Origin of the sequence: Moorena sp. SIO4A1 (assembly GCF_010672065.1) — a bacterium.
Lineage (GTDB): Bacteria > Cyanobacteriota > Cyanobacteriia > Cyanobacteriales > Coleofasciculaceae > Moorena.
In genome coordinates this window covers 317,630-336,728 of sequence record NZ_JAAHHX010000002.1, presented here as the reverse complement: position 1 = coordinate 336,728, position 19,099 = coordinate 317,630, and the positions used below count along the sequence as shown (strand labels likewise).

The window sequence follows — 19,099 nt, the reverse complement described above, 5'->3', positions numbered from 1 at the left end:
ACTCTAGTTTATTGGTCAGATTAACCAGATTAACTATAGCCCTGCTTGAGGTGGAATAGGAAACTTTCGCAAAGTCTAGTCACAAGTTCAGTATTTCCACTAATTCCATTTGCGGTCACCAATGTCATCTTGGTATTAACTAAGGTACTTTTCCAAGAGACAACAAAAATGGGTCTGTTTGATAAAATTTCAATTAGTCGTCAACACAGCCAGACAACACTCGGACCAGCTGAAGCATTTGCTGCGATCGCATTAATCGCTGTTGCTGCTGACGGATACGCGACTAATTCTGAAGTACAAGCCATTATTACTGCCTTATCTCGAATGCAGCTGTTTAGGAGCTACTCAGCTGATGTAATGGCAAGAATGTTTGAACGAATTTTGATGCTCCTGCAGCGACAAGGTTCTTATCCTCTTCTTAGTGCAGCCCTGAAATCACTCCCCTATGAGCTACAAGGAACAGCCTTTGCGATCGCCACTGATATTATCTTAGCAGATGGAGAAATTACCGATGAGGAAGAAGACTTTTTGAACGAGCTTTCTCAGGCTTTAGAGATATCAGAGGAAACTGGCGTAAAAATTATAGAGGTAATGTTAATTAAAAATCAAGGGTAATAGGATTTTTATTTTAATTAACAATTACTGACTTAATTAATGTTGACAAAACTGGCTAAGTCTGTTCAGTTGAGGGTTCACTGCTGAAAGTGAACCCTCAACTGTTAATTATGATCTGAATCTAACTTGTGATCACCTGGGATTGGATAGAATTACTAACAGAGTGAGGTTCTAGTATCCGACCTGTACTTCACAAGAACCAGTCAACGCACTGTATTCGGTTCCTCCAGGACATTGGCAAATGCTCGGATAGCCACACGCATTGATGTCTCGGGTGCAAATACCCTGCGGTGGGATTGCACACTTGCTATCAACAGGTTTTCCAGGACCGCCTGCCATAGAAATGTCTTTGATCATGCACTTGCCGACAGATTGATCATAGGAATATCCATCCGGGCAGAGGCAAATGCTAGGATTGCCACAGGGATTGATATCACGAGTACAGGGCACACCAATATCAGCCGGATCTAGTACACAAGGGCCAATGGGTTGTGCGATCGCAGGGGGGGCGCTAGTTAAAAACAGTTGTGCCGCTACCAACAAAGCGCACAGCACTTTCAACGCTTGGGCGAATTTGAAGTTCATGCCGTTTTTGATAACTTTTAAGATTTTCATCACCTAACTTATCTCTAATGTTTGTTTCTGATGAAACCAAAATGATATTACTTCGCCACGGATATTTTTGTCAAGTTATTATCTCGAATTAAATAAAAATTACTGACGTGTTTACCAGGTAATAGGGAATCGAAAATAAGGAGAAGGTAACAGCGAACAGCGGATCTGGGAACAGGGAACAGAAGGAAAGAGATCCGAGGATTTTTTGGTTTGATCAGAATCTATCTGTGTAAGTATTCAACCGGACATGATATAACCGGTACCGAAGAGCCGATTTTCTAGATTCTGGGTTGGCTCTCCCAAGGGAAGCTCACCTTCATTAGAGCGCAGTACTTCTTTCCAACTTGAGTTAAACACATCCTTCTACATATGCCACTTCCGGTAGTTTCCCAGCGCGTAAACTAGTTACCTTACCCTCTGGATTGGTTTCAAAAATCACTCGATAATTTTTATCTGAAGTATCTGTTGGTACGAAGGTTGCATATTTACCACCCGGTACATATTGATGGGGTTCAAGTTCTATTTTGTTACGATACAAAGACATAATTTTATCTAACTTATCCCCCACTTTTATCCCGCTAATTGTGCTAATCTGTGGAGAACGTGTGTCTACCCTGGTAATTTTTCCTTCTGTCACCATAAACCAGAGATTTTCTATTCCTTCTGGCTTGTAGATTAAGCAACCATAGTCTTCTCCACCACTAGTTTGTTGCACTAATTTAACTTGCCCAGCCTGGGATGCTTCTTTCACCGTCATGCCCACGGTGATGGGGCCAATGCCATTAATTGCTATTTTAGATTTAGTAGAAAGTCTTTCTCTCTTGCTCCCAGTCTTCAAACAGAGGTTTTCACCACTTAAGTCCCCAAAACAATTGCCGTCTTTGTTGAGGATAACTACCGATTTGATAGTTGAGAACTGTTTGAGGGTAGATTGAATAGCACTGGTAGCTCTAGCATCATAGCCTACTCCAGGGGAAGGAATGGCACGGCAAAACTTGAGGGTGGCGGTTTCTGCTGCAATAGAGAGAGTAAAATCTTTACCACAGTTGGAGCTACCTTTAAGTTTTAGTGCTTCGGTGAAACCAATTTTAGTTTCTGCTGTGGTCGGACCAATAATCAACTGTTCAATGGCAAAAGTAGCCACTGCACGACTATTGGTGCTTCTGACTACAGGTTCCACATACCTAAAATCCTCATTACTTTGAGGTTGCTTGGGTAAAAAAACCTTAACTTTTCTTTGCTTAGGGGTATTTTGAGTTTGGGTAGGAGTTGGGGATGTTTCTACTTCTGTTATAGGAGATGGAGAGGAAGTGGATGTATCCGGTGGCGGTGTCCCTTGTTCGTTACAAGCATTGAGACTCAAGTATGCTAAGAGTATGCTACTCAAGAGTATAGTTTTAGATTTGTGTAGATCCATTGCGCACCTCGAAGTTATCCTTGTTAACGTTAATAGTACTTTAGATTTTCAATTATCTTTAAAGCCTGGCTTTGTCCATGTTGAGGAAATTGTTTCTATCGGCGATTAGACCAAAGGGGTAGCGCTTCCGGTACGTACTGTACCTCACGTATTTGATAAATGCTATATAGCGTTTCTGGCAGTTATAAGGTACAGTCTTGATGCAGCGCATCCCTATTCCCTATTCCCTATTCCCTCTTCCCTCTTCTCTCTTATCTCTTATCTCTTCCCTGTTCCCTGTTCCCTGTTCCCTGTTCCCTGTTCCCTAAAATCCCGAAATTGTGTACCTTATAGCTATGATAATTGCTATATTTATAGCAAAGTAGCTTTCCCTTTGATTATGTATCAACTTACCCTATCTGTTCCAGAAGAAACCGCACAGGCTTTAAACCTAACACCACACTAGGAGAAGAATTATGTTTAAGTGCTGCGATGAAACTTTATAAATTAGGTAAACTTTACTCTGGTGCTGCTGCTCAACTAGCTGGTATTGAGCGAGTAGTTTTTTTATCTAAGTTGAGTGACTATGGTATCAACACTTTCAGATTAACAGAAGCAGAATTAACAGAGGATTTAGCGAATGCCTAATGTGATTGCTGATATAGCAAAGGGAACAGGGAACAGGGAACAGGGAGCAGGGAGCAGGGAGCAGGGAGTAGGGAACAGGTAACAAACATTCTCTCAATTGATTTAGGATTACTATACCTAACCAATCTAATATCTCTATCAAACAAATTTACTAGATTTACTCCCACAACTTTATGGCTCCGTTATTGTCCCTCAAGCTGTGGCGAATGAATTAGCTGCTGGAGCAGCTTTAAAAATTTCCCTGCTCCCTGCTCCCTGCTCCCTGCTCCCTAAAACCCATAAATTTGTACCTCACAAGTCGTAGAATTGCTATATGTCTTAACCCTCAATCCATGAAATCGCTTCTTTCACTTCCACCTCTGATTCAAGAACTGCCATAATTCCCGGTAAATATTCATCCATTGTCATCACGTTAGCATAAACTATTGGTTTAATTAAAGCAAAACTAAGATTGTCCTCTTGTACATCAATGCTGGTTTTGTAGCGGATTTCTCCATCGTCTAAATCGAATTCAAAGTTACCCATAATCATGCCATAGTTGGCGCGAGTGATAAATTCTGTAATGGGTAGGCGCTTGTTTTCTGGAGCCTTAACGGGGCAAACTGAATAAAATACAAATTGTCTTTGTTCTTCTATGACTTTGGCGTAGCAAGTCCATTGTCCATTTTCCCCTCGGAATAAAAGACGCAAGGCTGATGTTTCTGGTATATTGACAAATTGCCATTCGTCTGATTCAAAAAAGTTAACTATTGCGGTAAAGATTGATTGGTTTGTGGTGGTATCTTCTTCTGTGTCGGAGAATTTTTCATCAACTAATTCGTTTAAAATGCTGGTAATTCCCTCAAGAAATTCAGAGGTAGCGTTTTGGGTAGCTTCAGCTAAATTGGCTTGGGTCCATTCTTGGAAAAAGTTAACAATTCCTGCGGAAAGTTCTTCGCTGGTAGCTTCTGGGTGGTTAATGGTGGAAGGATTAAGGTAGTTCCAGAAGGTGTTATAACCGACTTCACCGTTGGGTTGTTGCTGTTTTACGGATAAGCATAGCCAGCTTTCGGTGTTGAGTAGTTTGTTTGTTAAGGGGTTTTCGGGTTGTTGACAAAGGTCAAGCAGGTAGTTAGCAGCTTCTTCTGCGGTGGAAGCGTTTTCTAATAGCTGTGGCAGTAAATCCGGTTGGAGAGTGGTTTCAATTTGGATGTCACCACTGGGGAGAAAGTTACCACCACTCATGGGTGCCCGTACTTCTGGTTTGAGGTTGAATAGTTTTTCGGTGTCGATGCGGTGGTAAAGTTCGGGGGTTACGTGGAAGTTAAGGCGACATTCGATGATTTGCTCGTTTTGTGTGGTGAGAGATAGGGAAGTTGTGGGAATGGTTAAGGGATTGGAGGAGTCGCTTAAGGTTAACTCTTTGTCTAAAGGGAAGTTTTCAGTATAATCATTCATTTTTTTGATAAATTAAAGTAAATCCAGTTGTTGTTAATGGCAGTCCTGGTTTTAGTTCCAGGTTTAGGGCTTTGCTAGTATAGCTGTAAGCTTAAGCGCTACGCGCACGCGTGCGCGTTCAGCTATCAGCGGACTGGAAAAATTAAACCTCAAACTATGGAACAACTCGTCGATGCCTGCTAAAGACCTTTATCATGATACTGTCAAAACCGCCCTGATCAAAGATGGTTGGACTATTACTGATGATCCACTGATTATCAAAATCGGTACCCGTAATGCCTTAGTTGACTTAGGTGCTGAAAAACTGATTGCTGCTGAACGAGGTGCTACAAAAATAGCGGTTGAAGTAAAAACTTTTATCAGCCCTTCTCCTATTAATGATCTTGAAAAAGCATGGGGACAATTCTTTTTATATAGTAGGATACTCAAGAAACGAGATCCTAATCGCCAAATATATCTGGCAGTTGCTCGCAAGATTTTTGAAACATTGTTTGAGGAGGAAGCTGGACAAATTCTGTTGGAAGAACCTGGTTTTCGCCTACTTGTTTTCGATGTAAATATTGAGGAAATTATCGAATGGAAACCACCAATCAACGTTTAGAGCAATGGGGTGAAACCCTAGAAAATATTTTAAAGTATTACGCCAATCTTCCTTACCGCTATGGTGATGTGACAACCTCTGTAATTATCAGTGGCGATCGCAATCATTTTATGCTGCTCGATGAAGGCTGGGAAAATCATCGCCGTGTATATGGTACCATTGTTCATGCTGAAATCCGCGATGGTAAAATTTGGATTCACTACGACGGTATTGAAGATGGTATCACGGATGAATTGGTTGCTTCAGGAGTACCGAAGGATAGGATTGTTCTTGCTTTTCATCCCCCCGAGATTCGTGAACATACTGGGTATGGGGTTGCATAGGGTTTAGCATCGTTATCTGAATCTAATTCACTGCAAAGTCAGTATATTGACGTACAGCAGGTTCTTGAAATGCTAGTACAATATCAGTCTTTGGTACTCCCAATTTGACAAGTTCGTTGGCAAAACCAATTTCAGTTCCATCATGATGTATCCAAATTTTCCTATTCTTGATACTCATATGTAGAACACAACCATACATTGGTTGGCGATTCTTCCAACCAGTATAGACAACTTGGTAATGGTCGTGGTCTGAGTCAAAAATTAAGGCAGCTTCAACATCTTCATCAGATGGACTTTTACTGGCATAATCACTCAGAAGTTGTTTAATGTATTGGCGATACTGGATTATTTTTTCCATTCTAAAATCACCTCTTCAGATGGATCATAAACCAAGAGACTGAGCTGAAAACGCTTAACTACTGTTTGCACAAATGGTAGACTAAAGAAAGTCCTTAATGCCCCAACAGGTATTGCCAAAAACAGTTTGAACTCAGGTTTCTCTTGTTCTAAAGCAACTTGGTAATTTAAAAATTGCCCCAGAGCAGTGTGGAACTCAGAAATATTAGAGGGATTGGTGAAGCTTTTGATCTCAACAGCAATTTTTTCATTTCCTTTTGTTGCTGCAAGTAACCTCTCAGCTCCCAAATCTATTTGCATATCAACTCGGCCAGACCGAATCCTGAGAGGATCATCGGTAATTGTCCAGCCCTCTTTTTCTAGTCCGTGCCTTACAGCATTATGAAATACGTCTCTCATTCGCTGGCTATGACGGGAAATCTATGCAAATCTTGATACAAAACCATTATACAATAATGGACTTCCTTTAGAGTTTTGAGTTATTCTGGGTCAGGTTAGCGATTGACCGTAGGTCACGCTACGCGATGAAGCGTTCGCGAAGCGTGGCCAAAGGCCTCAGCTTCCGCTAAGAGCGATCGCAATTATTTTCTGCTGCTCCATGAAGACTGGGAAAATCATCGCCGTGTATATGGTACGTAAGCTATCAGCTATCAGCTCTCAGCTCTCAGCTCTCAGTGATTAGCTCAGAGCTATCAGCTATTAGCTCTCAGCTTTTGAATAAAACAGGTAACCATTTGTTTAATAGTCACAAAAGTCCCAGCGTCGTTCGCACAGCGTGGCCAAACGCGCCCCGCGTGGCCTTTTGGCCAAGGCCAAAGCCTGTGCCACAAAGCAGACGGCTGACCGCTGACCGCTGACCGCTGAATGCTTACTATGGTACGATTGTTCATGCTCAAATCCGCGATGGTAAAATCTGGATTCACTACGACGGTATTGAAGATGGTATCACGGATGAATTAGTTACTTCAGGAGTACCGAACGATAGGATTGTTCTTGCTTTTCATCCCCCCGAGATTCGTGAACATACTGGGTATGGGGTTGGATAGTGTTTGCTTTGGAAGGGCTAGGCTTAAGGAAAATAGTACGGTTTCTTTTGTGTTTATGGTTCAGGTTACTGATTACCTGTACTTTGTTCGAGATGACCAGATTCTCAATAATGAACCGATCATTAAGGGGACTCGAACTCCTGTGAGGGCAGTTGTTGAAACCTGGCGTATGGGAGTTCCTCCGGAAGAAATTCCCATAGGAATGCCTCATCATAAAAAGCTACAATGAATAAATTCCATAGCAATCGCTCTGTATGAGTAGACTACTGGCAATCGAGAAAACGATTTCAAGCTTTCAAGCATTACATGAGCGCTTGGGGTTATGTCGCGCCACTGATGAATCGTTTTTTTCAGAATGGCAGGTATCCTCTATTGAGATATTAGATGATGATAAATCTTTTCTGGACCGTCTCCGGCAGCGATATCATAATTACTACAATGCTGGTCTCTTAACTGAAGGAACGGTGCTTTTATCTATTGTTGCACCACTGCTGGAACGGTTAGAATTTCATGAGCCTCCGTTTTTCGTACAATCTGAGGTTCCTATCAGTCTGGAGGTGGAAGAACACAATGAAGTTTATCGAGGTCGGATAGATGTATTGGTGATTCGCGATCTTGTTTGGATACTGACTGTAGAAGCTAAACGATCTAAGTTTGCGGCGGATATTGCTTTACCACAGTGTTTAGCCTATATGAGTGCTGCACCACGACAACCAAGCTTTGGCATGGTAACGAATGGCAGCGATTTTATCTTCTGCAAGTTGAAGGATAAAGTATACGATTTTTCTGATGCGTTTTCATTATTGTCTCGGCAAAATAAGCTCTACGAGGTTGCGACTATTCTCAAGAAGTTAAAAACCAACAAATTTTCCGACAACTAGAGATTGCTGTTAGCGAAGCGGATGAAAAATCAAGGGACAATTATTCCGACTACCTCCTGTATAATTCCCATTTCTCCTAACTCCTGACTCCTACCCATACCAAAAGACTTTTTCAGCAAACCCTAAGTAATATCTATGACTATCAAACAACTAGAAACCCAATTACTTGCTCTATCTCCCACAGAGAAAACAGAAGCAATTCACCTTTTAGCCCATAGTTTGAACCAAAACTGGCGTGGAATAACCAAAACCAGAAACGTTTGTGGTGGTGATGCTTGTATTGCTGGAACTCGTATTCCTGTTTGGGTATTGGTAAATGCCCGTAATCTAGGCATTAGCGAGTCTCAACTACTCTATGACTATCCTACATTAACAGCAATTGATTTAGCGAATGCTTGGATCTATGCCCAAGTTAATCCTGAGGAAGTTGCCACTGCAATCCAAGAAAATGAGGCAGATTAATGATGGTTCGTTTATATGCTGATGAGCAGTTTCCTAGACAAGTAGTAGAATTACTTCGTTCTTTAGAACATGATGTTTTAACAGTCCAAGAAGCTGGTAATCAGGGTTTATCCGATGAAGCAGTATTAGCTTTTGCTGTGAACCAAAATCGCGCAGTATTAACTTTAAATCGCCGTGATTTCTTTCGTTTACATCGTTTAAATCAGGAACATTGCGGAATTATTGCTTGCGTAGATGATGGCGATCGCCAGAGAATGGTAATGAATATTGATCAGGCGATAAATGGATTAGAAACTCTCGCAGGTAAACTTATTCGAGTTTATCGAGTACAACCTCCTAATTTATCACAATAATTGTGGCAAAGCGTTGATCAAACACCTGAAAAATTTATCGAAAGCCACCAAAAGTGAAACCCAACACCAATTCTCCCTGTTGGGTTTCGCGAAAGCTTTACCCAACCTACAAGATTATGCGATCGCACTGGTAAGTAGGGTTTGTTGAAACATTGCCTTGTTGTTTCTTCATTTTGGGAATGTATTGTAGTATTGTAGGTTGGGTTGAGGCAACGAAACCCAACAAATTCAGGTAAAATAAGAGATGATGTTGGGTTCCGCTCTGCTATCAAATCGATAGGTTTTCTCAAAAATATTTATTCGCTCAACCCAACCTAGGGGCGATCGCACTGAATTTGCAATTGCTTAGCGTTGCACTTTGTTTGCTGAGGGATAGGTAGGTGCGCTCTTACCATTAAGAATTAAATTCGCCACGGGTCGCACCTGAAGTTGTGGAAATGGTTAAGGGATTGCAGGAGTCGCTTAAGGTTAACTCTTTGTCTAAAGGTAAATTTTCAGTATGATTACTCATAACAATTTACAATTCATAAAGTCAGATCAGGTTTTGGTTTCAAGGAAAGCATCTGTTGCTAGGTAAGTCTTCAGCTATCAGCGTGTCGCGTATCAGCTATCAGCGTGTCGCGTATCAGCTATCAGCGTGTCGCGTATCAGCTATCAGCTTTTGAATACAATAAGCTGACGGCTGACGGCTGACGGCTGATGGCTGAATGCTTACGTTGCTTGATTTGGAATAAGTGATATAATATATGTACGTAAATCTGTACATAAACTGATGTTTGATTACGAGATTACATCTCAAAATGATGCTAAAAATAACTTATTTAAGTTGTTGGATATAGTTGCACAAAATAATCAGGTATATATCATCAATCGTCGTGATGGGGAGAATGTTGCTTTGATTACAGAATCGGATTTGAGGAGTTTAGTAGAGACGGTTTATCTGTTAAGAACCCCTAGCAATGCAATTCGCCTGCTGGATGCAATTGAGGAGTCTAAGACTGGAAAAATAAAACCTCAAACCATTGAAGAACTTTACTCTGAGTTGGGAATTGAGCAAGAAGAAGAAGAAAAAGGCTGAATTGGATCAAGTAAAGCCAGTTGTGGTTAATCGCAGTCCTGGTTTTAGTTCTAGGTTTAAGGAAGATTTGGCTTGGTGGTTCAAGCATGATTTTAAAGTGGCGTCGAAAATTTTGGATTTGGTTACTGCTGTAATGGACAATCAATCCATTTGAGGGCATTGGTAAACCAGAACCATTAAAGTATATGGATGCAGATATTTGGTCACGCCGCATTGATTTGGAACATCGGCTGGTTTATCGGGTGGGAAGTAGTCAGATTGATTTTCTGGCTTGTCGGTATCATTATGAGTGATGTTTTGTTATATTTTATTGTCAATTAATCCACTACTAAGCCACTCCGTAGCCTGTGTAAGGACGTTTATAACTGGGATGTAAACCGAGAAGAATGTCCTCTTTTGGTATACCCATGTCCACCAAATATTGCGCCAAATCAGCTTCTGTCATATTTCGCTGAATCCAAACTTTACCATCTTTGATATCTAAATGGATGAAACAGTTGTAAACTCGTTTGAGTCCATCCCAGCCGATATCTAGAAGTTGATAATGGTCATGTTCTGTGTCAAAAATAAGTTGACACTCAATCTCTGAATTTGGATTATTCGCTTCTAAGGTGGCATGATTAGTTAATAGCTGGCGGATGAATAATCGGTACTTTTCTAGTTTTTCCATTGGATGATTACCTCTTCAACAGGATTATATATACCAATCCTAAATGAATTGTGAGAATTTTTGTTCCCTTTTCCCTACTCCCTACTCCCTGTTCCCTGTTCCCTGTTCCCTGTTCCCTGTTCCCTTTGGTATAGCACTACCCATTAAATTTAGGACATTGATACATGCTCAAAAGCTGTTGTAGTCAACTTTTGCCTCTTGCCTCTTGCCTGGCGCGTAGCGCTATATATGAGTAATTTTCATTTATCCTTCAATAGTGAGCGGGATGCTTACGCTAGCAAAGGGAAACCATAGTGATGAGTAGGGTGCTTCAGGCACTTGTTTGGTCAATATAAGGAACATTTTGCTATTTTGCGGGCGTTAGTACCGTTATCGATTCGATTGCTTTGGTGCGTTACGCTGTCGAAGGGCGCACCAAAGCAAGATCAGCGATTAGCCCAAAGGGCTACGCTTCGCGATCGCACTAAGCTGAACGCCTACCACCATACTATGAGGTATGTCTAGAGTGTGTCATGGGATTGTTTGCTTGAGGTAAGAGACATTTGGCTCTTTTGCGCCGTAACGCACCAATAATCTTGTGATTTTCTCTTTTATCTCAGTGTCTGCATTCTTCGGCAGCCTTTCTATTGGTTTTCGGTAATCGTTATCAATTACTTCGGGATCGGCATCTCGATCGAGAAGCGTTTTAATTATCGGAATATTCAGCTTACTTACCGCGATCCCTAATGCATTCATTCCACTAAATCCGCCAGCTTCATTGATTGTGTCTTTTGCTCCGTGATTAAGGAGCAGTTGAACCATTTCTATATTTTCTTCCTCTACACTCCATCTCAGAGGAGAATTGCCTTCATTATCCTTGACATTAGGATTAGCTCCCGCTTTCAATAGTAAGCTTACTATATCTTTGTGGCCGCCCCACATAGCCATGAGTAATGGATGAGAATCCCGGTCTAGATTCCAAGCATTGACATCAGCTCCGGCTTTTATCAAAAGTTTTACAATTTCTATTTTTCCTCCATAATCCACTTCATCTATCGCTTCTTGTAAGGGAGTCCAGAAAGGGGGATTAGGCATGTAAAAATTAACGTCGAGGCCTTGTTCAATCATTTTCGCAAGATTACTATCATCATGGTCTCGAATTATATCAAAAATATCTTGATTGTTCATTTTAATTAACCAAAATAACATTATGATAAACTACTGTAAACTCAATACTTGAGATTAATAGTAACGTTCAAGGCTTGAGCTAAAAATATTCTCTATATATAATCTCCATAATTGTCTAATAGCTCTTGGCAGTTTTCCAGTGCATTCTTCATTTGATTGATAGCATCTTCATGTCTTTGATCCGGTTTTCCACCAAAGCATTCATCTTGTATTTGTTGTCTTTTATCAATACATTCTTGTATAATTATAATTCTGTTAATAACATGGTTTTTCGTCATTCCTTTGACTGATCTTCCTTTGAGTTTTTTCCCTGCTTTTAGCTTATCCAAAGCTGGCTTACACTTAGGCAGTGGTATAGAACCACAAATTGCATCTTTTTCCTCTTGGAGTCTCTCAAGGACTTCATCTTCACAAGTCTGATTTGAATGTTTTCTATCTCTTTCCGCTTTTTTTTTGCCATCTTCTCTTTTACTTCTTCGAATTGTATAATCATAATCCCAATCTTTTCCCCCATCAATAACTGTGATAGAGCTGAATATAGGATGTTTATTCTTTGTAATCTTGGCAGCTTTCATTGCATTAGCTTTAGTTATTTTATTGTTCTTTAAATATTTATTCTCTTCAACATGTAAGTCTCTAAGTCCGGCTTCAACTACTTTTTCTTTACTTTGCTCATTCTTACTCCCCTTACCCTTCTTCCCATTAAACAACCCCCTCGCCTTCAACAACACCTTATCAATCGCCTGATCAATCCGCTCGCGAATCTTACCAATAATATTCTCAACCTTCTTCGCCAAACCACCAATACCCAACAAGGAAGCCAAGAACCCTATTACCACAGGTACAGCTTTCGCTAAAGCATTCTCTACCAACTTCGCTGCACCACCAACTGCACCAGATGCGATCGCACTCACGGCATCCACAACTGCATTTACCAATTCCAGCACCTGACTACCGCGATTGATAAAGAACATGATGATGTCATAGATTGCCATGGCGGCTTTGACAAAAGCTGATGCTGGATTTAACAAGCTCAGAACCCACTTCACCCCGGCGGTGATCACCTGGGTAACTACCATGCTCTTGATTTCTTCGATGACTGTTTGTTTCAGGTCGTTGAACTGTTCCTTAACCTGTTCCCACAGTCCCATCGGTCCGCGATCGCGTAATACCTGGAATATTTCCACGCTTTTCTCCATCCCAGCATCTCAAGTAGCCCATTAGCACCTCAAGTAGCATCTCAAGTAGCCCATTAGCACCTCAAGTAGCATCTCAAGTAGCGCATATGCTTACCCTCTTTGTAGCGACACCATTTTACTCTAATTAACGGCAAACTCAGTATATTGACGTACAGCAGGTTCTTGAAATGCTAGTACAATATCAGTCTTTGGTACTCCCAATTTGACGAGTTCGTTGGCAAAACCAATTTCAGTTCCATCATGATGTATCCAAATTTTGGCATTTTTGATGCTGAAATGTAGAACACAACCATACATGGGTTGACGATTCTTCCAGCCAGTATAGACAACTTGGTAATGGTCGTGGTCTGAGTCAAAAATTAAGGCAGCTTCAACATCTTGATCAGATGGACTTTTACTGGCATAATCACTCAGAAGTTGTTTAATGTATTGGCGATACTGAATTATTTTTTCCATTCTAACATCACCTCTTAAGATAAGCAATCTCTGCAAATCTTGATACAAAACTATTATACAATAATGGACTTACTTTAGAGTTTTGAGTTATTCTGGGTTAGGTTAGCGATTGACCGTAGGTCACGCTACGCGATGCGACCTAGGAGCCGCTAAAAGCGATTGACCGTAGGTCACGCTACGCGATCGCGTATAGTCCAAGGGGATCGAAAGTGCGATTGACCGTAGGTCACGCTGCGCGAACGCCGATCGCTCTTTAAGTGGCGTTGCTGAATTAGGAAATGAATAGGAGTGGGATGGGCATCCTGCCTGCCCGGAAATGAAACGGCCAAGATGCCCGTTCCACGGCAAGAGGGTGCACTGAATTTTGGAATTAGGCACAAATTCGGGCAAAAATTCCCACACTTCCTACACTTCCCGCGCCCGGGTACCACAGTCCTTACAAGGGTAGGTTTTTTACAAAGGTAAGCTTTGAGGTATTGATAGTACACGTGTATGGGTAACTTCAGTTATAATGGTAATGCCTGGAAAATAATTTCATTATTTATAAAAAAATGACTATAACGCTTCAATTTAAACCAGAAGTAGAGGCTCGTTTAATTGCTCAAGCTGCTGCCAAAGGTTTATCATTAGACACCTATCTTGAATCTGTAATTGAAGATAGTTTGATTAACCAAAAACCAATATCTTTATATCAAACAGCAACCGATCAAGAATGGAACTCGGAATTGATGGATTTAATCAATAGTCCAGCTTTTACTGTAGCACCGCCACTTGCGGATACAGCAGTTGACCGAGAAAGTATCTACACAAGAGAAGAAGAAATGTTATGAGCTATTTGGTGGATACAAATGTTTTGCTGCGTTTGGTGCAGAAGACTAGCCCGATGCATCCCGATGCTCGAAAAGCGATTTTTATACTTAGAAGACAAGGTGTTTCCTTATGTATGTATTATTCCACAGAATCTTATCGAGTTTTGGGCTGTTGCTACACGACCAATTAGCAATAATGGTTTAGGTTTATCTATTGATGAAGCTTCACAAGCAACAGATAAAATCAAGATACTATTTGTACTATATCCTGATCCTCCTGGGATTTTGGCTGAGTGGGAAAGTATTGTTATTAAACATCAGGTTAAGGGAAAACAAGTACATGATGCTCGTTTAGTCGCTGCGATGGTAACTCATAAAATTACACATTTACTTACATTTAACATTGATGACTTCAAACGTTTTTATGAGATTATAAGTGTTAATCCCCAAAGTGTTGCTTCACAAGCTTAGATATATTCGGTGATGTAACAACCTATGTGAGTATCAGTGGCGATTGACCGTAGGTCACGTGGGGCGCGATGAAGCGAAGCTTCCGCGCTTGTGCGAACGCAATTATTTTATGCTGCTCCATGAAGGCTGGGAAAATCATCGCCGTGTATATGGTACGATTGTTCATGCTCAAATCCGCGATGGTAAAATTTGGATTCACTACGACGGTATTGAAGTACGACGGTATTGAAGATAGTATCACGGAGGAATTGGTTGCTTCAGGAGTACCGAAGGATAGGATTGTTCTGGCTTTCCATCCCCGTGAGATTCGTGAACATACTGGGTATGCAGTGGCATAGAATTGGTTTTGGTGGGTTTGATCGAGCAATGGGCTGCTAGTTACAAGATCAGCGATCGCAATTTAATAGCTTCTTGAGAATTTAGTTGACGTTTTCCGTTTAATATGTCTAGTATTGTTTGTTCTTGCTGGAAAATTACTAAAAAATCCGATATCTTCAAATTGTAGTCTTCCATTAAGGTTTGTAATAGTTCTTGATCATTTAACTGAGGGAATTGCTCGTTTTTTTCTTCATAATCATAGACTAGCATTCCTAATACTCTTAGATAATCTCGATCATCTTGATTAAGATTGTTTTTGTCTAGTATTGAGTTAATTCTTTGTTGAGTTGCCGTTAATTCAAGATCATTGGTGATAGGACGAGGTGCAAATTCTGTGAGCAAATTGAGGTAATAATGGCTAGGACTTGTTAAACCAGTCGTCATTTTTCCAATTCTCCTTATCGTAATCTGCGTGGGTTAAAACAGCACGAATAAAAATAATTTGTGCTTGGTAGTCAATGTAAGTAATTAAGCGATAATTGTTACCACTGATATTAAAAACGGTAAAGTTGCCAACTAAATCAGCAGAAGGAAATAATTGACGCAATTGGGCAAAATTCTCAATGGAAGGTTGAGTGATTCTTTCATACCATAATAATAAGCTATTTCTCGCTGTTGAGTGCTTTTCCCAAAATTCTCGTAAACTCCTCCGACTAATCACCCGCATGGTTTTAACAATCAAACTTCATTATTTAACACAGAGTATCATCAGATCAATGAAAAGTCTGGTTCCACAACGGAAAGTGTTTTAGCTTTTGATAAAGTACACAATCATTACCTTTTGCTGCTGATGGGTTGGCACAAAGATGAACGGATTAAGAGTGTGATGATTCATATCCGTTTGAAGGATGACAAGATTTGGATTGAGGAAGATTGGACAGAGGATGGGGTGGCGACAGATTTGTTACAGAAAGGAATACTACGAGAGGAGATTGTTTTGGCATTTCATCCACCTCATGTTAGACAATATACCGAATTTGCAATTGCTTAGGGGCTTAGATGAGAGTATTTCTTGATAGTTTTTCCCCAGGAAATTAAACTATGCTGCCTTATTAATAGTTGGTTCCGGAAGAGTTTCACCTGTTTCTTGATAGGCTATTACCAAAGATTCTAAAGCTTCAGTTCCATTCTTAACTGCTTCTTCATAAGTTTCTCCATGAGTCCGCCATTGTTGTCCGGGTAAGTCCGGGAAACCAACTAAAAAACAACTGAAGGGGTGACATGGAAGTTGAAAAGCACAGTGGGACTGAAATCTGAGAAAATGGGGTCAGAAAAGATGAGAGAGATTCTCACCGCGACCCCATCAAACAAAAATGATAGCTAAATTGTACACCTCACACCTAGAAAAGCAACTATCGAGAGCCCACTACTTAGTCTTAATGCTGGTAATAGGGATACTGCAAAAAGTCAAAAATGTCAAATTAGAAGTGCTAGCACAAGCACTACCAATCCCGATTTTATTTGAGAGTAGAATAAAAAAACTACAAAGATTCTTAGACTTAGAACAACTAACTATCGAAAAGTGCTGGCTCCCCTGTGTAGAGCTATTATTAAAACAAGTTTTTTGTGAAGAAAAGACGTTATATTTAGCCATAGATAGAACGAGTTGGGGATTGGTAAACATCTTGATGGTGAGTCTAATTTTGCAAAAACGTGCCTTGCCAATAGCTTGGATACTATTAGACAAAAAAGGGAATAGTAATCTTGAGAACAAAAAGTCCTCAACCAAGTATTCCCCTTATTTACTGAGCATCAAGTGGTCGTATTAGGAGACAGAGAATTTTGCTCACCCAAACTAGGAAAGTATCTCACCGCCAAGGGTGTAGACTTTTGTTTGAGACAGAAACAATCCACAAATGTTAGCAGTCAACACCAACTCTCAACTGCCTTGAAAAACTTAGGATTATCTCCGGGAATGAAACTTTTTTTTCAGGGCGTAAATCTTACTAATCAAAAGGGCTTTGGTCCGTTTAATCTGGCGGGTAAGTGGCGCAAAAATTACCGAGAATTTAGTGCTAAAGAACCTTGGTATCTGTTAACTAATCTGCCTAACTTAGAACTAGCTATTAGAGCTTATAAGAAACGTTTTGGCATTGAGGAAATGTTTCGAGATTTCAAGACTGGTGGCTACAATCTTGAAGAGACTAAACTGACAAGCAAGCGCTTATCTACTTTAATTGTACTAATTTCTATTGCCTATACTAGCGCATGCTTAGAAGGACGTATGCTTTCCAATATGGGCTTACAAAAATACTTAGTTCGTCAGCGAGAACCTCAACGTTATATCCGTAGACATAGTAGTTTTTATGTTGGTATTCATGCTCATTTGTGGGTTGATTTATTTCAACTTTACTCTGAATGTGTGCAGGAGTTAATGCAAATTAACCGCCATAAGTTGCCTAATTATCTAAAGGGTCTCAGGGCTAGATTGCAAGTTCTGTCTGCCTTGTAGCTTTCATGTCGCCCCGTCAGAAAAAACAATTATCTTATTCTGACCATTTAATTATCATTTGATATTTAAGTTTGCTCATCATTAAGATTATCTTTAGCTTTTTCTACATCATATTTTATTTTAATCTTATTTTCCTCATGAGCTGTCTTGACTTCTTTGATTACAGGCTGAGAAATCCTTTCTAGTAATTCCATATATTTGATTAGCAGTGTTAGAGTATTAATCTGCACAGAGTTTGCCGAAGCCTTTTGAATCGCTCCTGTGATAGCATTTATTGCTTCTTCATCTATCTTATTTTCTGCCATTAAAGTATGATCATCAAGATCTGCTGCTTTGAATTGCTCACCTTCTTCACCTATCTTTAGATCTGTTGTGTATTCAATATTGACATCATCAGTCTTAATTTCTTTACCTTGAGTCCAATTTTCTGGTTTATTCATATCCTCCTCCGCCGTGGAAGTAGGTACCATTTCATGGAGCTTTGCTTCAATTTTTGTTGGAATTAGCTTGTCTTCAGGAATTCCACCTGGTTCATTTTCTTGTTTGCCAGCATCTGTATCAGTTGCTGATACGCTGGTTTTATTTCCATAGGTGACTTTCACAACATACTTGATAACCTTATTTTCTTTGAAAACCGCATCTTTTGCATGTCGCTCCATATTCTTTTCCATTTCTGGATTATTTTTAATGCTTGGAATAGGCGTTAAGTTCTCCGAGTCATTGCCCTTCCCAAATAACTGATGATTTAGCAAGTGAGCTGATACAATGGTTCGACCTTTTTGCCTGAGTTTCTTCCATAAAACTGAACGCCCAGCCGAGGTAGGCTGGCTTCCAGAAGTATTACTTGGTCCTTTAATAGACAGCAAAGGTGCTGTCATAACTTTTCCATCTTTACTTATTGTCCCATCAGATAAAGTTAAAGGAGTCGTTTCAAAGTCAACATCCTTTGATTTTGGCCGTGCCTGAGAAGTATTGTCTACGAATGATAGATTCCCTTTGTCATCCTTATAAATTTCAGGAATATTTTCTAGGGAATTAGCAATAAAATCCAGCGTTTCTTTAATTATTTTACCATGATCAATACCAAAATTACTAGTAGTTCTTCCTTGAGAATTTGTGAGGAATTTCTCAATGGCATCAATCTTAGGATCAATATCATTTGTCAAGGCCTTTTCAATTTTATTCAAGCTTCCTGACACATTATATTTCTTGATTATTTGTTGATTTTGCGGATCGGGATTGCTTATTGCAGCTCGAATATTCTTAACATGTTCCCTCAAGTCAGTGGGAATGCTCTTTCGATAAAGAATAATGTCTTTACCTTTCTGTTCAAAGTCAAGTGTGTGCTTTTTATTCGATTTATTTTCATAAGGCTCCACCATGCCTAGCACGTCTTTTAAAAGCTTTTGCGAATCTGGCTTTTCCTTTCGTTTCTCTTTGCTATTGTCCTTACCCTTCTTCCCTTTAAACAACCCCTTCGCCTTCAACAACACCTTATCAATCGCCTTGTCAATCCGCTCGCGAATCTTACCAATAATATTCTCAACCTTCTTCGCCAAACCACCAATACCCAACAAGGAAGCCAAGAACCCTATTACCACAGGTACAGCTTTCGCTAAAGCATTCTCTACCAACTTCGCTGCACCACCAACTGCACCAGATGCGATCGCACTCACGGCATCCAC

Annotated in this window: 34 protein-coding genes and 1 pseudogene; 20 read left to right on the top strand and 15 right to left on the bottom strand. The window is 40.2% G+C overall.

All coding sequences use genetic code 11. The annotated features are described in order from the left end of the window. Positions 1-168: 168 nt before the first annotated feature. Positions 169-615 carry a tellurite resistance TerB family protein gene (locus tag F6K53_RS02455; RefSeq protein WP_293024436.1) on the top strand — a complete coding sequence of 149 codons (447 nt, stop codon included), beginning with the start codon at positions 169-171 and terminating at the stop codon, positions 613-615. Between the two features lie 171 nt (positions 616-786). On the opposite strand, the gene F6K53_RS02450 is transcribed toward F6K53_RS02455, so the two are convergent. Next, complete coding sequence (locus F6K53_RS02450) at positions 787-1,230, bottom strand: hypothetical protein (RefSeq protein ID WP_293079807.1); 444 nt, start codon at positions 1,228-1,230, stop codon at positions 787-789. Between the two features lie 349 nt (positions 1,231-1,579). Then, positions 1,580-2,647, bottom strand: a complete 1,068-nt coding sequence (locus F6K53_RS02445; protein WP_293063875.1) for a hypothetical protein — start codon at positions 2,645-2,647, stop codon at positions 1,580-1,582. A gap of 471 nt (positions 2,648-3,118) precedes the next feature. Between F6K53_RS02445 and F6K53_RS02440 the strand changes: the two genes are divergently transcribed. Further along, positions 3,119-3,274 (top strand): UPF0175 family protein, encoded by a 156-nt coding sequence (locus F6K53_RS02440; RefSeq protein WP_293024442.1) that lies wholly within the window; start codon positions 3,119-3,121, stop codon positions 3,272-3,274. On the opposite strand, the gene F6K53_RS02435 is transcribed toward F6K53_RS02440, so the two are convergent. Both F6K53_RS02435 and F6K53_RS02430 read right to left on the bottom strand, forming a co-directional pair. Then, a complete protein-coding gene (locus F6K53_RS02435; protein WP_293079804.1) occupies positions 3,271-3,399 on the bottom strand; it encodes a hypothetical protein in 129 nt (42 codons plus the stop codon). The two genes, F6K53_RS02440 and F6K53_RS02435, sit on opposite strands and share 4 nt — an antisense overlap. Before the next feature lie 193 nt (positions 3,400-3,592). Further along, positions 3,593-4,711 carry a YbjN domain-containing protein gene (locus F6K53_RS02430; protein WP_293063878.1) on the bottom strand — a complete coding sequence of 373 codons (1,119 nt, stop codon included), beginning with the start codon at positions 4,709-4,711 and terminating at the stop codon, positions 3,593-3,595. Positions 4,712-4,883: 172 nt separating this feature from the next. Between F6K53_RS02430 and F6K53_RS02425 the strand changes: the two genes are divergently transcribed. Together F6K53_RS02425 and F6K53_RS02420 are read left to right on the top strand one after the other, a co-directional pair. Then, positions 4,884-5,312 carry a XisH family protein gene (locus F6K53_RS02425; protein WP_293063880.1) on the top strand — a complete coding sequence of 143 codons (429 nt, stop codon included), beginning with the start codon at positions 4,884-4,886 and terminating at the stop codon, positions 5,310-5,312. Continuing rightward, a complete protein-coding gene (locus F6K53_RS02420) occupies positions 5,288-5,635 on the top strand; it encodes a XisI protein (protein WP_293063882.1) in 348 nt (115 codons plus the stop codon). Before F6K53_RS02425 ends, F6K53_RS02420 begins: the two co-directional genes overlap by 25 nt. A gap of 22 nt (positions 5,636-5,657) precedes the next feature. On the opposite strand, the gene F6K53_RS02415 is transcribed toward F6K53_RS02420, so the two are convergent. From F6K53_RS02415 to F6K53_RS02405, 3 genes are all read right to left on the bottom strand, one after another. Then, positions 5,658-5,993, bottom strand: coding sequence for a XisI protein (locus F6K53_RS02415; protein ID WP_293024449.1), 336 nt, complete (start codon positions 5,991-5,993; stop codon positions 5,658-5,660). After that, positions 5,981-6,391, bottom strand: coding sequence for a XisH family protein (locus tag F6K53_RS02410; protein ID WP_293024451.1), 411 nt, complete (start codon positions 6,389-6,391; stop codon positions 5,981-5,983). Before F6K53_RS02410 ends, F6K53_RS02415 begins: the two co-directional genes overlap by 13 nt. A gap of 293 nt (positions 6,392-6,684) precedes the next feature. Continuing rightward, positions 6,685-6,882: a hypothetical protein gene (locus F6K53_RS02405; RefSeq protein WP_293024454.1), complete on the bottom strand. Its 198-nt coding sequence runs from the start codon at positions 6,880-6,882 to the stop codon at positions 6,685-6,687. On the opposite strand from F6K53_RS02405, the gene F6K53_RS02400 reads away from it, so the two are divergent. From F6K53_RS02400 to F6K53_RS02365, 8 genes are all read left to right on the top strand, one after another. Then, positions 6,853-7,038 carry an element excision factor XisI family protein gene (locus tag F6K53_RS02400; protein WP_366511313.1) on the top strand — a complete coding sequence of 62 codons (186 nt, stop codon included), beginning with the start codon at positions 6,853-6,855 and terminating at the stop codon, positions 7,036-7,038. The two genes, F6K53_RS02405 and F6K53_RS02400, sit on opposite strands and share 30 nt — an antisense overlap. Next, positions 7,025-7,267 (top strand): DUF433 domain-containing protein, encoded by a 243-nt coding sequence (locus F6K53_RS02395; RefSeq protein ID WP_293039601.1) that lies wholly within the window; start codon positions 7,025-7,027, stop codon positions 7,265-7,267. Before F6K53_RS02400 ends, F6K53_RS02395 begins: the two co-directional genes overlap by 14 nt. 25 nt (positions 7,268-7,292) lie before the next feature. Further along, complete coding sequence (locus tag F6K53_RS02390; protein ID WP_293063889.1) at positions 7,293-7,919, top strand: type I restriction endonuclease; 627 nt, start codon at positions 7,293-7,295, stop codon at positions 7,917-7,919. A 135-nt stretch (positions 7,920-8,054) separates the two neighbouring features. Next, positions 8,055-8,381: a DUF433 domain-containing protein gene (locus F6K53_RS02385; protein ID WP_293024460.1), complete on the top strand. Its 327-nt coding sequence runs from the start codon at positions 8,055-8,057 to the stop codon at positions 8,379-8,381. Positions 8,382-8,383: 2 nt separating this feature from the next. Next, positions 8,384-8,734, top strand: coding sequence for a DUF5615 family PIN-like protein (locus F6K53_RS02380; RefSeq protein WP_293024498.1), 351 nt, complete (start codon positions 8,384-8,386; stop codon positions 8,732-8,734). Between the two features lie 13 nt (positions 8,735-8,747). Continuing rightward, the gene (locus F6K53_RS02375; protein WP_293063892.1) at positions 8,748-8,882 is read left to right on the top strand and encodes a hypothetical protein; all 135 of its coding nucleotides are present in this window, start codon (positions 8,748-8,750) and stop codon (positions 8,880-8,882) included. 624 nt (positions 8,883-9,506) lie between these two features. Continuing rightward, on the top strand, positions 9,507-9,812 hold the full coding sequence (locus tag F6K53_RS02370) for a type II toxin-antitoxin system prevent-host-death family antitoxin (protein ID WP_293024464.1): 306 nt from the start codon (positions 9,507-9,509) through the stop codon (positions 9,810-9,812). A 185-nt stretch (positions 9,813-9,997) separates the two neighbouring features. Then, a complete protein-coding gene (locus tag F6K53_RS02365; protein WP_293024466.1) occupies positions 9,998-10,105 on the top strand; it encodes a type II toxin-antitoxin system YoeB family toxin in 108 nt (35 codons plus the stop codon). 35 nt (positions 10,106-10,140) lie between these two features. On the opposite strand, the gene F6K53_RS02360 is transcribed toward F6K53_RS02365, so the two are convergent. Then, entirely contained in the window at positions 10,141-10,482 is a 342-nt protein-coding gene (locus F6K53_RS02360) for a XisI protein (RefSeq protein WP_293024468.1), read from the bottom strand. Between the two features lie 43 nt (positions 10,483-10,525). Between F6K53_RS02360 and F6K53_RS02355 the strand changes: the two genes are divergently transcribed. Continuing rightward, on the top strand, positions 10,526-10,666 hold the full coding sequence (locus F6K53_RS02355; RefSeq protein ID WP_293039604.1) for a hypothetical protein: 141 nt from the start codon (positions 10,526-10,528) through the stop codon (positions 10,664-10,666). Positions 10,667-10,992: 326 nt separating this feature from the next. Here F6K53_RS02355 and F6K53_RS02350 read toward each other — a convergent pair whose 3' ends face one another. The 4 genes from F6K53_RS02350 to F6K53_RS02335 all read right to left on the bottom strand — a co-directional run bounded on the left by F6K53_RS02350 (position 10,993) and on the right by F6K53_RS02335 (position 13,633). Further along, positions 10,993-11,649 carry an ankyrin repeat domain-containing protein gene (locus tag F6K53_RS02350; RefSeq protein WP_293024472.1) on the bottom strand — a complete coding sequence of 219 codons (657 nt, stop codon included), beginning with the start codon at positions 11,647-11,649 and terminating at the stop codon, positions 10,993-10,995. 92 nt (positions 11,650-11,741) lie between these two features. Further along, entirely contained in the window at positions 11,742-12,848 is a 1,107-nt protein-coding gene (locus F6K53_RS02345; protein ID WP_293063898.1) for a hypothetical protein, read from the bottom strand. Positions 12,849-12,968: 120 nt separating this feature from the next. Then, the gene (locus F6K53_RS02340) at positions 12,969-13,304 is read right to left on the bottom strand and encodes a XisI protein (RefSeq protein ID WP_293063901.1); all 336 of its coding nucleotides are present in this window, start codon (positions 13,302-13,304) and stop codon (positions 12,969-12,971) included. A 170-nt stretch (positions 13,305-13,474) separates the two neighbouring features. Continuing rightward, positions 13,475-13,633, bottom strand: a complete 159-nt coding sequence (locus F6K53_RS02335; protein WP_293063904.1) for a hypothetical protein — start codon at positions 13,631-13,633, stop codon at positions 13,475-13,477. A gap of 222 nt (positions 13,634-13,855) precedes the next feature. On the opposite strand from F6K53_RS02335, the gene F6K53_RS02330 reads away from it, so the two are divergent. From F6K53_RS02330 to F6K53_RS02320, 4 genes are all read left to right on the top strand, one after another. Beyond that, positions 13,856-14,134, top strand: coding sequence for a hypothetical protein (locus F6K53_RS02330; protein ID WP_293063906.1), 279 nt, complete (start codon positions 13,856-13,858; stop codon positions 14,132-14,134). A gap of 63 nt (positions 14,135-14,197) precedes the next feature. Then, positions 14,198-14,584, top strand: a complete 387-nt coding sequence (locus F6K53_RS02325; protein ID WP_293063909.1) for a PIN domain nuclease — start codon at positions 14,198-14,200, stop codon at positions 14,582-14,584. Between the two features lie 109 nt (positions 14,585-14,693). Beyond that, positions 14,694-14,813 carry an element excision factor XisI family protein gene (locus tag F6K53_RS45680; RefSeq protein WP_293064140.1) on the top strand — a complete coding sequence of 40 codons (120 nt, stop codon included), beginning with the start codon at positions 14,694-14,696 and terminating at the stop codon, positions 14,811-14,813. Beyond that, entirely contained in the window at positions 14,764-14,922 is a 159-nt protein-coding gene (locus F6K53_RS02320; protein WP_293063912.1) for an element excision factor XisI family protein, read from the top strand. Before F6K53_RS45680 ends, F6K53_RS02320 begins: the two co-directional genes overlap by 50 nt. 40 nt (positions 14,923-14,962) lie before the next feature. Here the strand turns inward: F6K53_RS02320 and F6K53_RS02315 are convergent, their stop codons facing one another. Both F6K53_RS02315 and F6K53_RS02310 read right to left on the bottom strand, forming a co-directional pair. Next, entirely contained in the window at positions 14,963-15,346 is a 384-nt protein-coding gene (locus tag F6K53_RS02315; protein ID WP_293063915.1) for a transcriptional regulator, read from the bottom strand. Continuing rightward, positions 15,321-15,644 carry a type II toxin-antitoxin system HigB family toxin gene (locus F6K53_RS02310; protein WP_364300590.1) on the bottom strand — a complete coding sequence of 108 codons (324 nt, stop codon included), beginning with the start codon at positions 15,642-15,644 and terminating at the stop codon, positions 15,321-15,323. Before F6K53_RS02310 ends, F6K53_RS02315 begins: the two co-directional genes overlap by 26 nt. Before the next feature lie 27 nt (positions 15,645-15,671). Between F6K53_RS02310 and F6K53_RS02305 the strand changes: the two are divergent. The 3 genes and pseudogenes from F6K53_RS02305 to F6K53_RS02290 form a co-directional block, all read left to right on the top strand. Further along, positions 15,672-15,953: pseudogene (locus F6K53_RS02305) on the top strand (XisI protein); the annotation flags it as partial. A 322-nt stretch (positions 15,954-16,275) separates the two neighbouring features. Then, entirely contained in the window at positions 16,276-16,731 is a 456-nt protein-coding gene (locus F6K53_RS02295) for a hypothetical protein (protein ID WP_293063918.1), read from the top strand. Further along, a complete protein-coding gene (locus F6K53_RS02290) occupies positions 16,719-17,414 on the top strand; it encodes an IS4 family transposase (protein ID WP_293063920.1) in 696 nt (231 codons plus the stop codon). The genes F6K53_RS02295 and F6K53_RS02290 overlap by 13 nt, the downstream gene beginning before the upstream one ends. 65 nt (positions 17,415-17,479) lie before the next feature. Here the strand turns inward: F6K53_RS02290 and F6K53_RS02285 are convergent. Then, on the bottom strand, positions 17,480-19,099 hold a 1,620-nt coding region (locus F6K53_RS02285), incomplete at its 5' end, for a DNA/RNA non-specific endonuclease (RefSeq protein ID WP_293079799.1).

Coding starts and splice junctions, on each gene's coding strand:
- F6K53_RS02450 (WP_293079807.1), bottom strand. CDS start 1,230: ATGAAAATCTTAAAAGTTATCAAAAACGGCATGAACTTCAAATTCGCC.
- F6K53_RS02345 (WP_293063898.1), bottom strand. CDS start 12,848: ATGGAGAAAAGCGTGGAAATATTCCAGGTATTACGCGATCGCGGACCG.
- F6K53_RS45680 (WP_293064140.1), top strand. CDS start 14,694: ATGCTGCTCCATGAAGGCTGGGAAAATCATCGCCGTGTATATGGTACG.
- F6K53_RS02370 (WP_293024464.1), top strand. CDS start 9,507: ATGTTTGATTACGAGATTACATCTCAAAATGATGCTAAAAATAACTTA.
- F6K53_RS02330 (WP_293063906.1), top strand. CDS start 13,856: ATGACTATAACGCTTCAATTTAAACCAGAAGTAGAGGCTCGTTTAATT.
- F6K53_RS02320 (WP_293063912.1), top strand. CDS start 14,764: ATGGTAAAATTTGGATTCACTACGACGGTATTGAAGTACGACGGTATT.
- F6K53_RS02395 (WP_293039601.1), top strand. CDS start 7,025: ATGGGGTTGGATAGTGTTTGCTTTGGAAGGGCTAGGCTTAAGGAAAAT.
- F6K53_RS02445 (WP_293063875.1), bottom strand. CDS start 2,647: ATGGATCTACACAAATCTAAAACTATACTCTTGAGTAGCATACTCTTA.
- F6K53_RS02420 (WP_293063882.1), top strand. CDS start 5,288: ATGGAAACCACCAATCAACGTTTAGAGCAATGGGGTGAAACCCTAGAA.
- F6K53_RS02380 (WP_293024498.1), top strand. CDS start 8,384: ATGGTTCGTTTATATGCTGATGAGCAGTTTCCTAGACAAGTAGTAGAA.
- F6K53_RS02405 (WP_293024454.1), bottom strand. CDS start 6,882: ATGAACAATCGTACCATAGTAAGCATTCAGCGGTCAGCGGTCAGCGGT.
- F6K53_RS02340 (WP_293063901.1), bottom strand. CDS start 13,304: ATGGAAAAAATAATTCAGTATCGCCAATACATTAAACAACTTCTGAGT.
- F6K53_RS02425 (WP_293063880.1), top strand. CDS start 4,884: ATGCCTGCTAAAGACCTTTATCATGATACTGTCAAAACCGCCCTGATC.
- F6K53_RS02360 (WP_293024468.1), bottom strand. CDS start 10,482: ATGGAAAAACTAGAAAAGTACCGATTATTCATCCGCCAGCTATTAACT.
- F6K53_RS02415 (WP_293024449.1), bottom strand. CDS start 5,993: ATGGAAAAAATAATCCAGTATCGCCAATACATTAAACAACTTCTGAGT.
- F6K53_RS02365 (WP_293024466.1), top strand. CDS start 9,998: ATGGATGCAGATATTTGGTCACGCCGCATTGATTTGGAACATCGGCTG.
- F6K53_RS02315 (WP_293063915.1), bottom strand. CDS start 15,346: ATGACGACTGGTTTAACAAGTCCTAGCCATTATTACCTCAATTTGCTC.
- F6K53_RS02440 (WP_293024442.1), top strand. CDS start 3,119: ATGAAACTTTATAAATTAGGTAAACTTTACTCTGGTGCTGCTGCTCAA.
- F6K53_RS02295 (WP_293063918.1), top strand. CDS start 16,276: ATGATAGCTAAATTGTACACCTCACACCTAGAAAAGCAACTATCGAGA.
- F6K53_RS02325 (WP_293063909.1), top strand. CDS start 14,198: ATGCTCGAAAAGCGATTTTTATACTTAGAAGACAAGGTGTTTCCTTAT.
- F6K53_RS02455 (WP_293024436.1), top strand. CDS start 169: ATGGGTCTGTTTGATAAAATTTCAATTAGTCGTCAACACAGCCAGACA.
- F6K53_RS02350 (WP_293024472.1), bottom strand. CDS start 11,649: ATGAACAATCAAGATATTTTTGATATAATTCGAGACCATGATGATAGT.
- F6K53_RS02410 (WP_293024451.1), bottom strand. CDS start 6,391: ATGAGAGACGTATTTCATAATGCTGTAAGGCACGGACTAGAAAAAGAG.
- F6K53_RS02385 (WP_293024460.1), top strand. CDS start 8,055: ATGACTATCAAACAACTAGAAACCCAATTACTTGCTCTATCTCCCACA.
- F6K53_RS02430 (WP_293063878.1), bottom strand. CDS start 4,711: ATGAATGATTATACTGAAAACTTCCCTTTAGACAAAGAGTTAACCTTA.
- F6K53_RS02390 (WP_293063889.1), top strand. CDS start 7,293: ATGAGTAGACTACTGGCAATCGAGAAAACGATTTCAAGCTTTCAAGCA.
- F6K53_RS02355 (WP_293039604.1), top strand. CDS start 10,526: ATGAATTGTGAGAATTTTTGTTCCCTTTTCCCTACTCCCTACTCCCTG.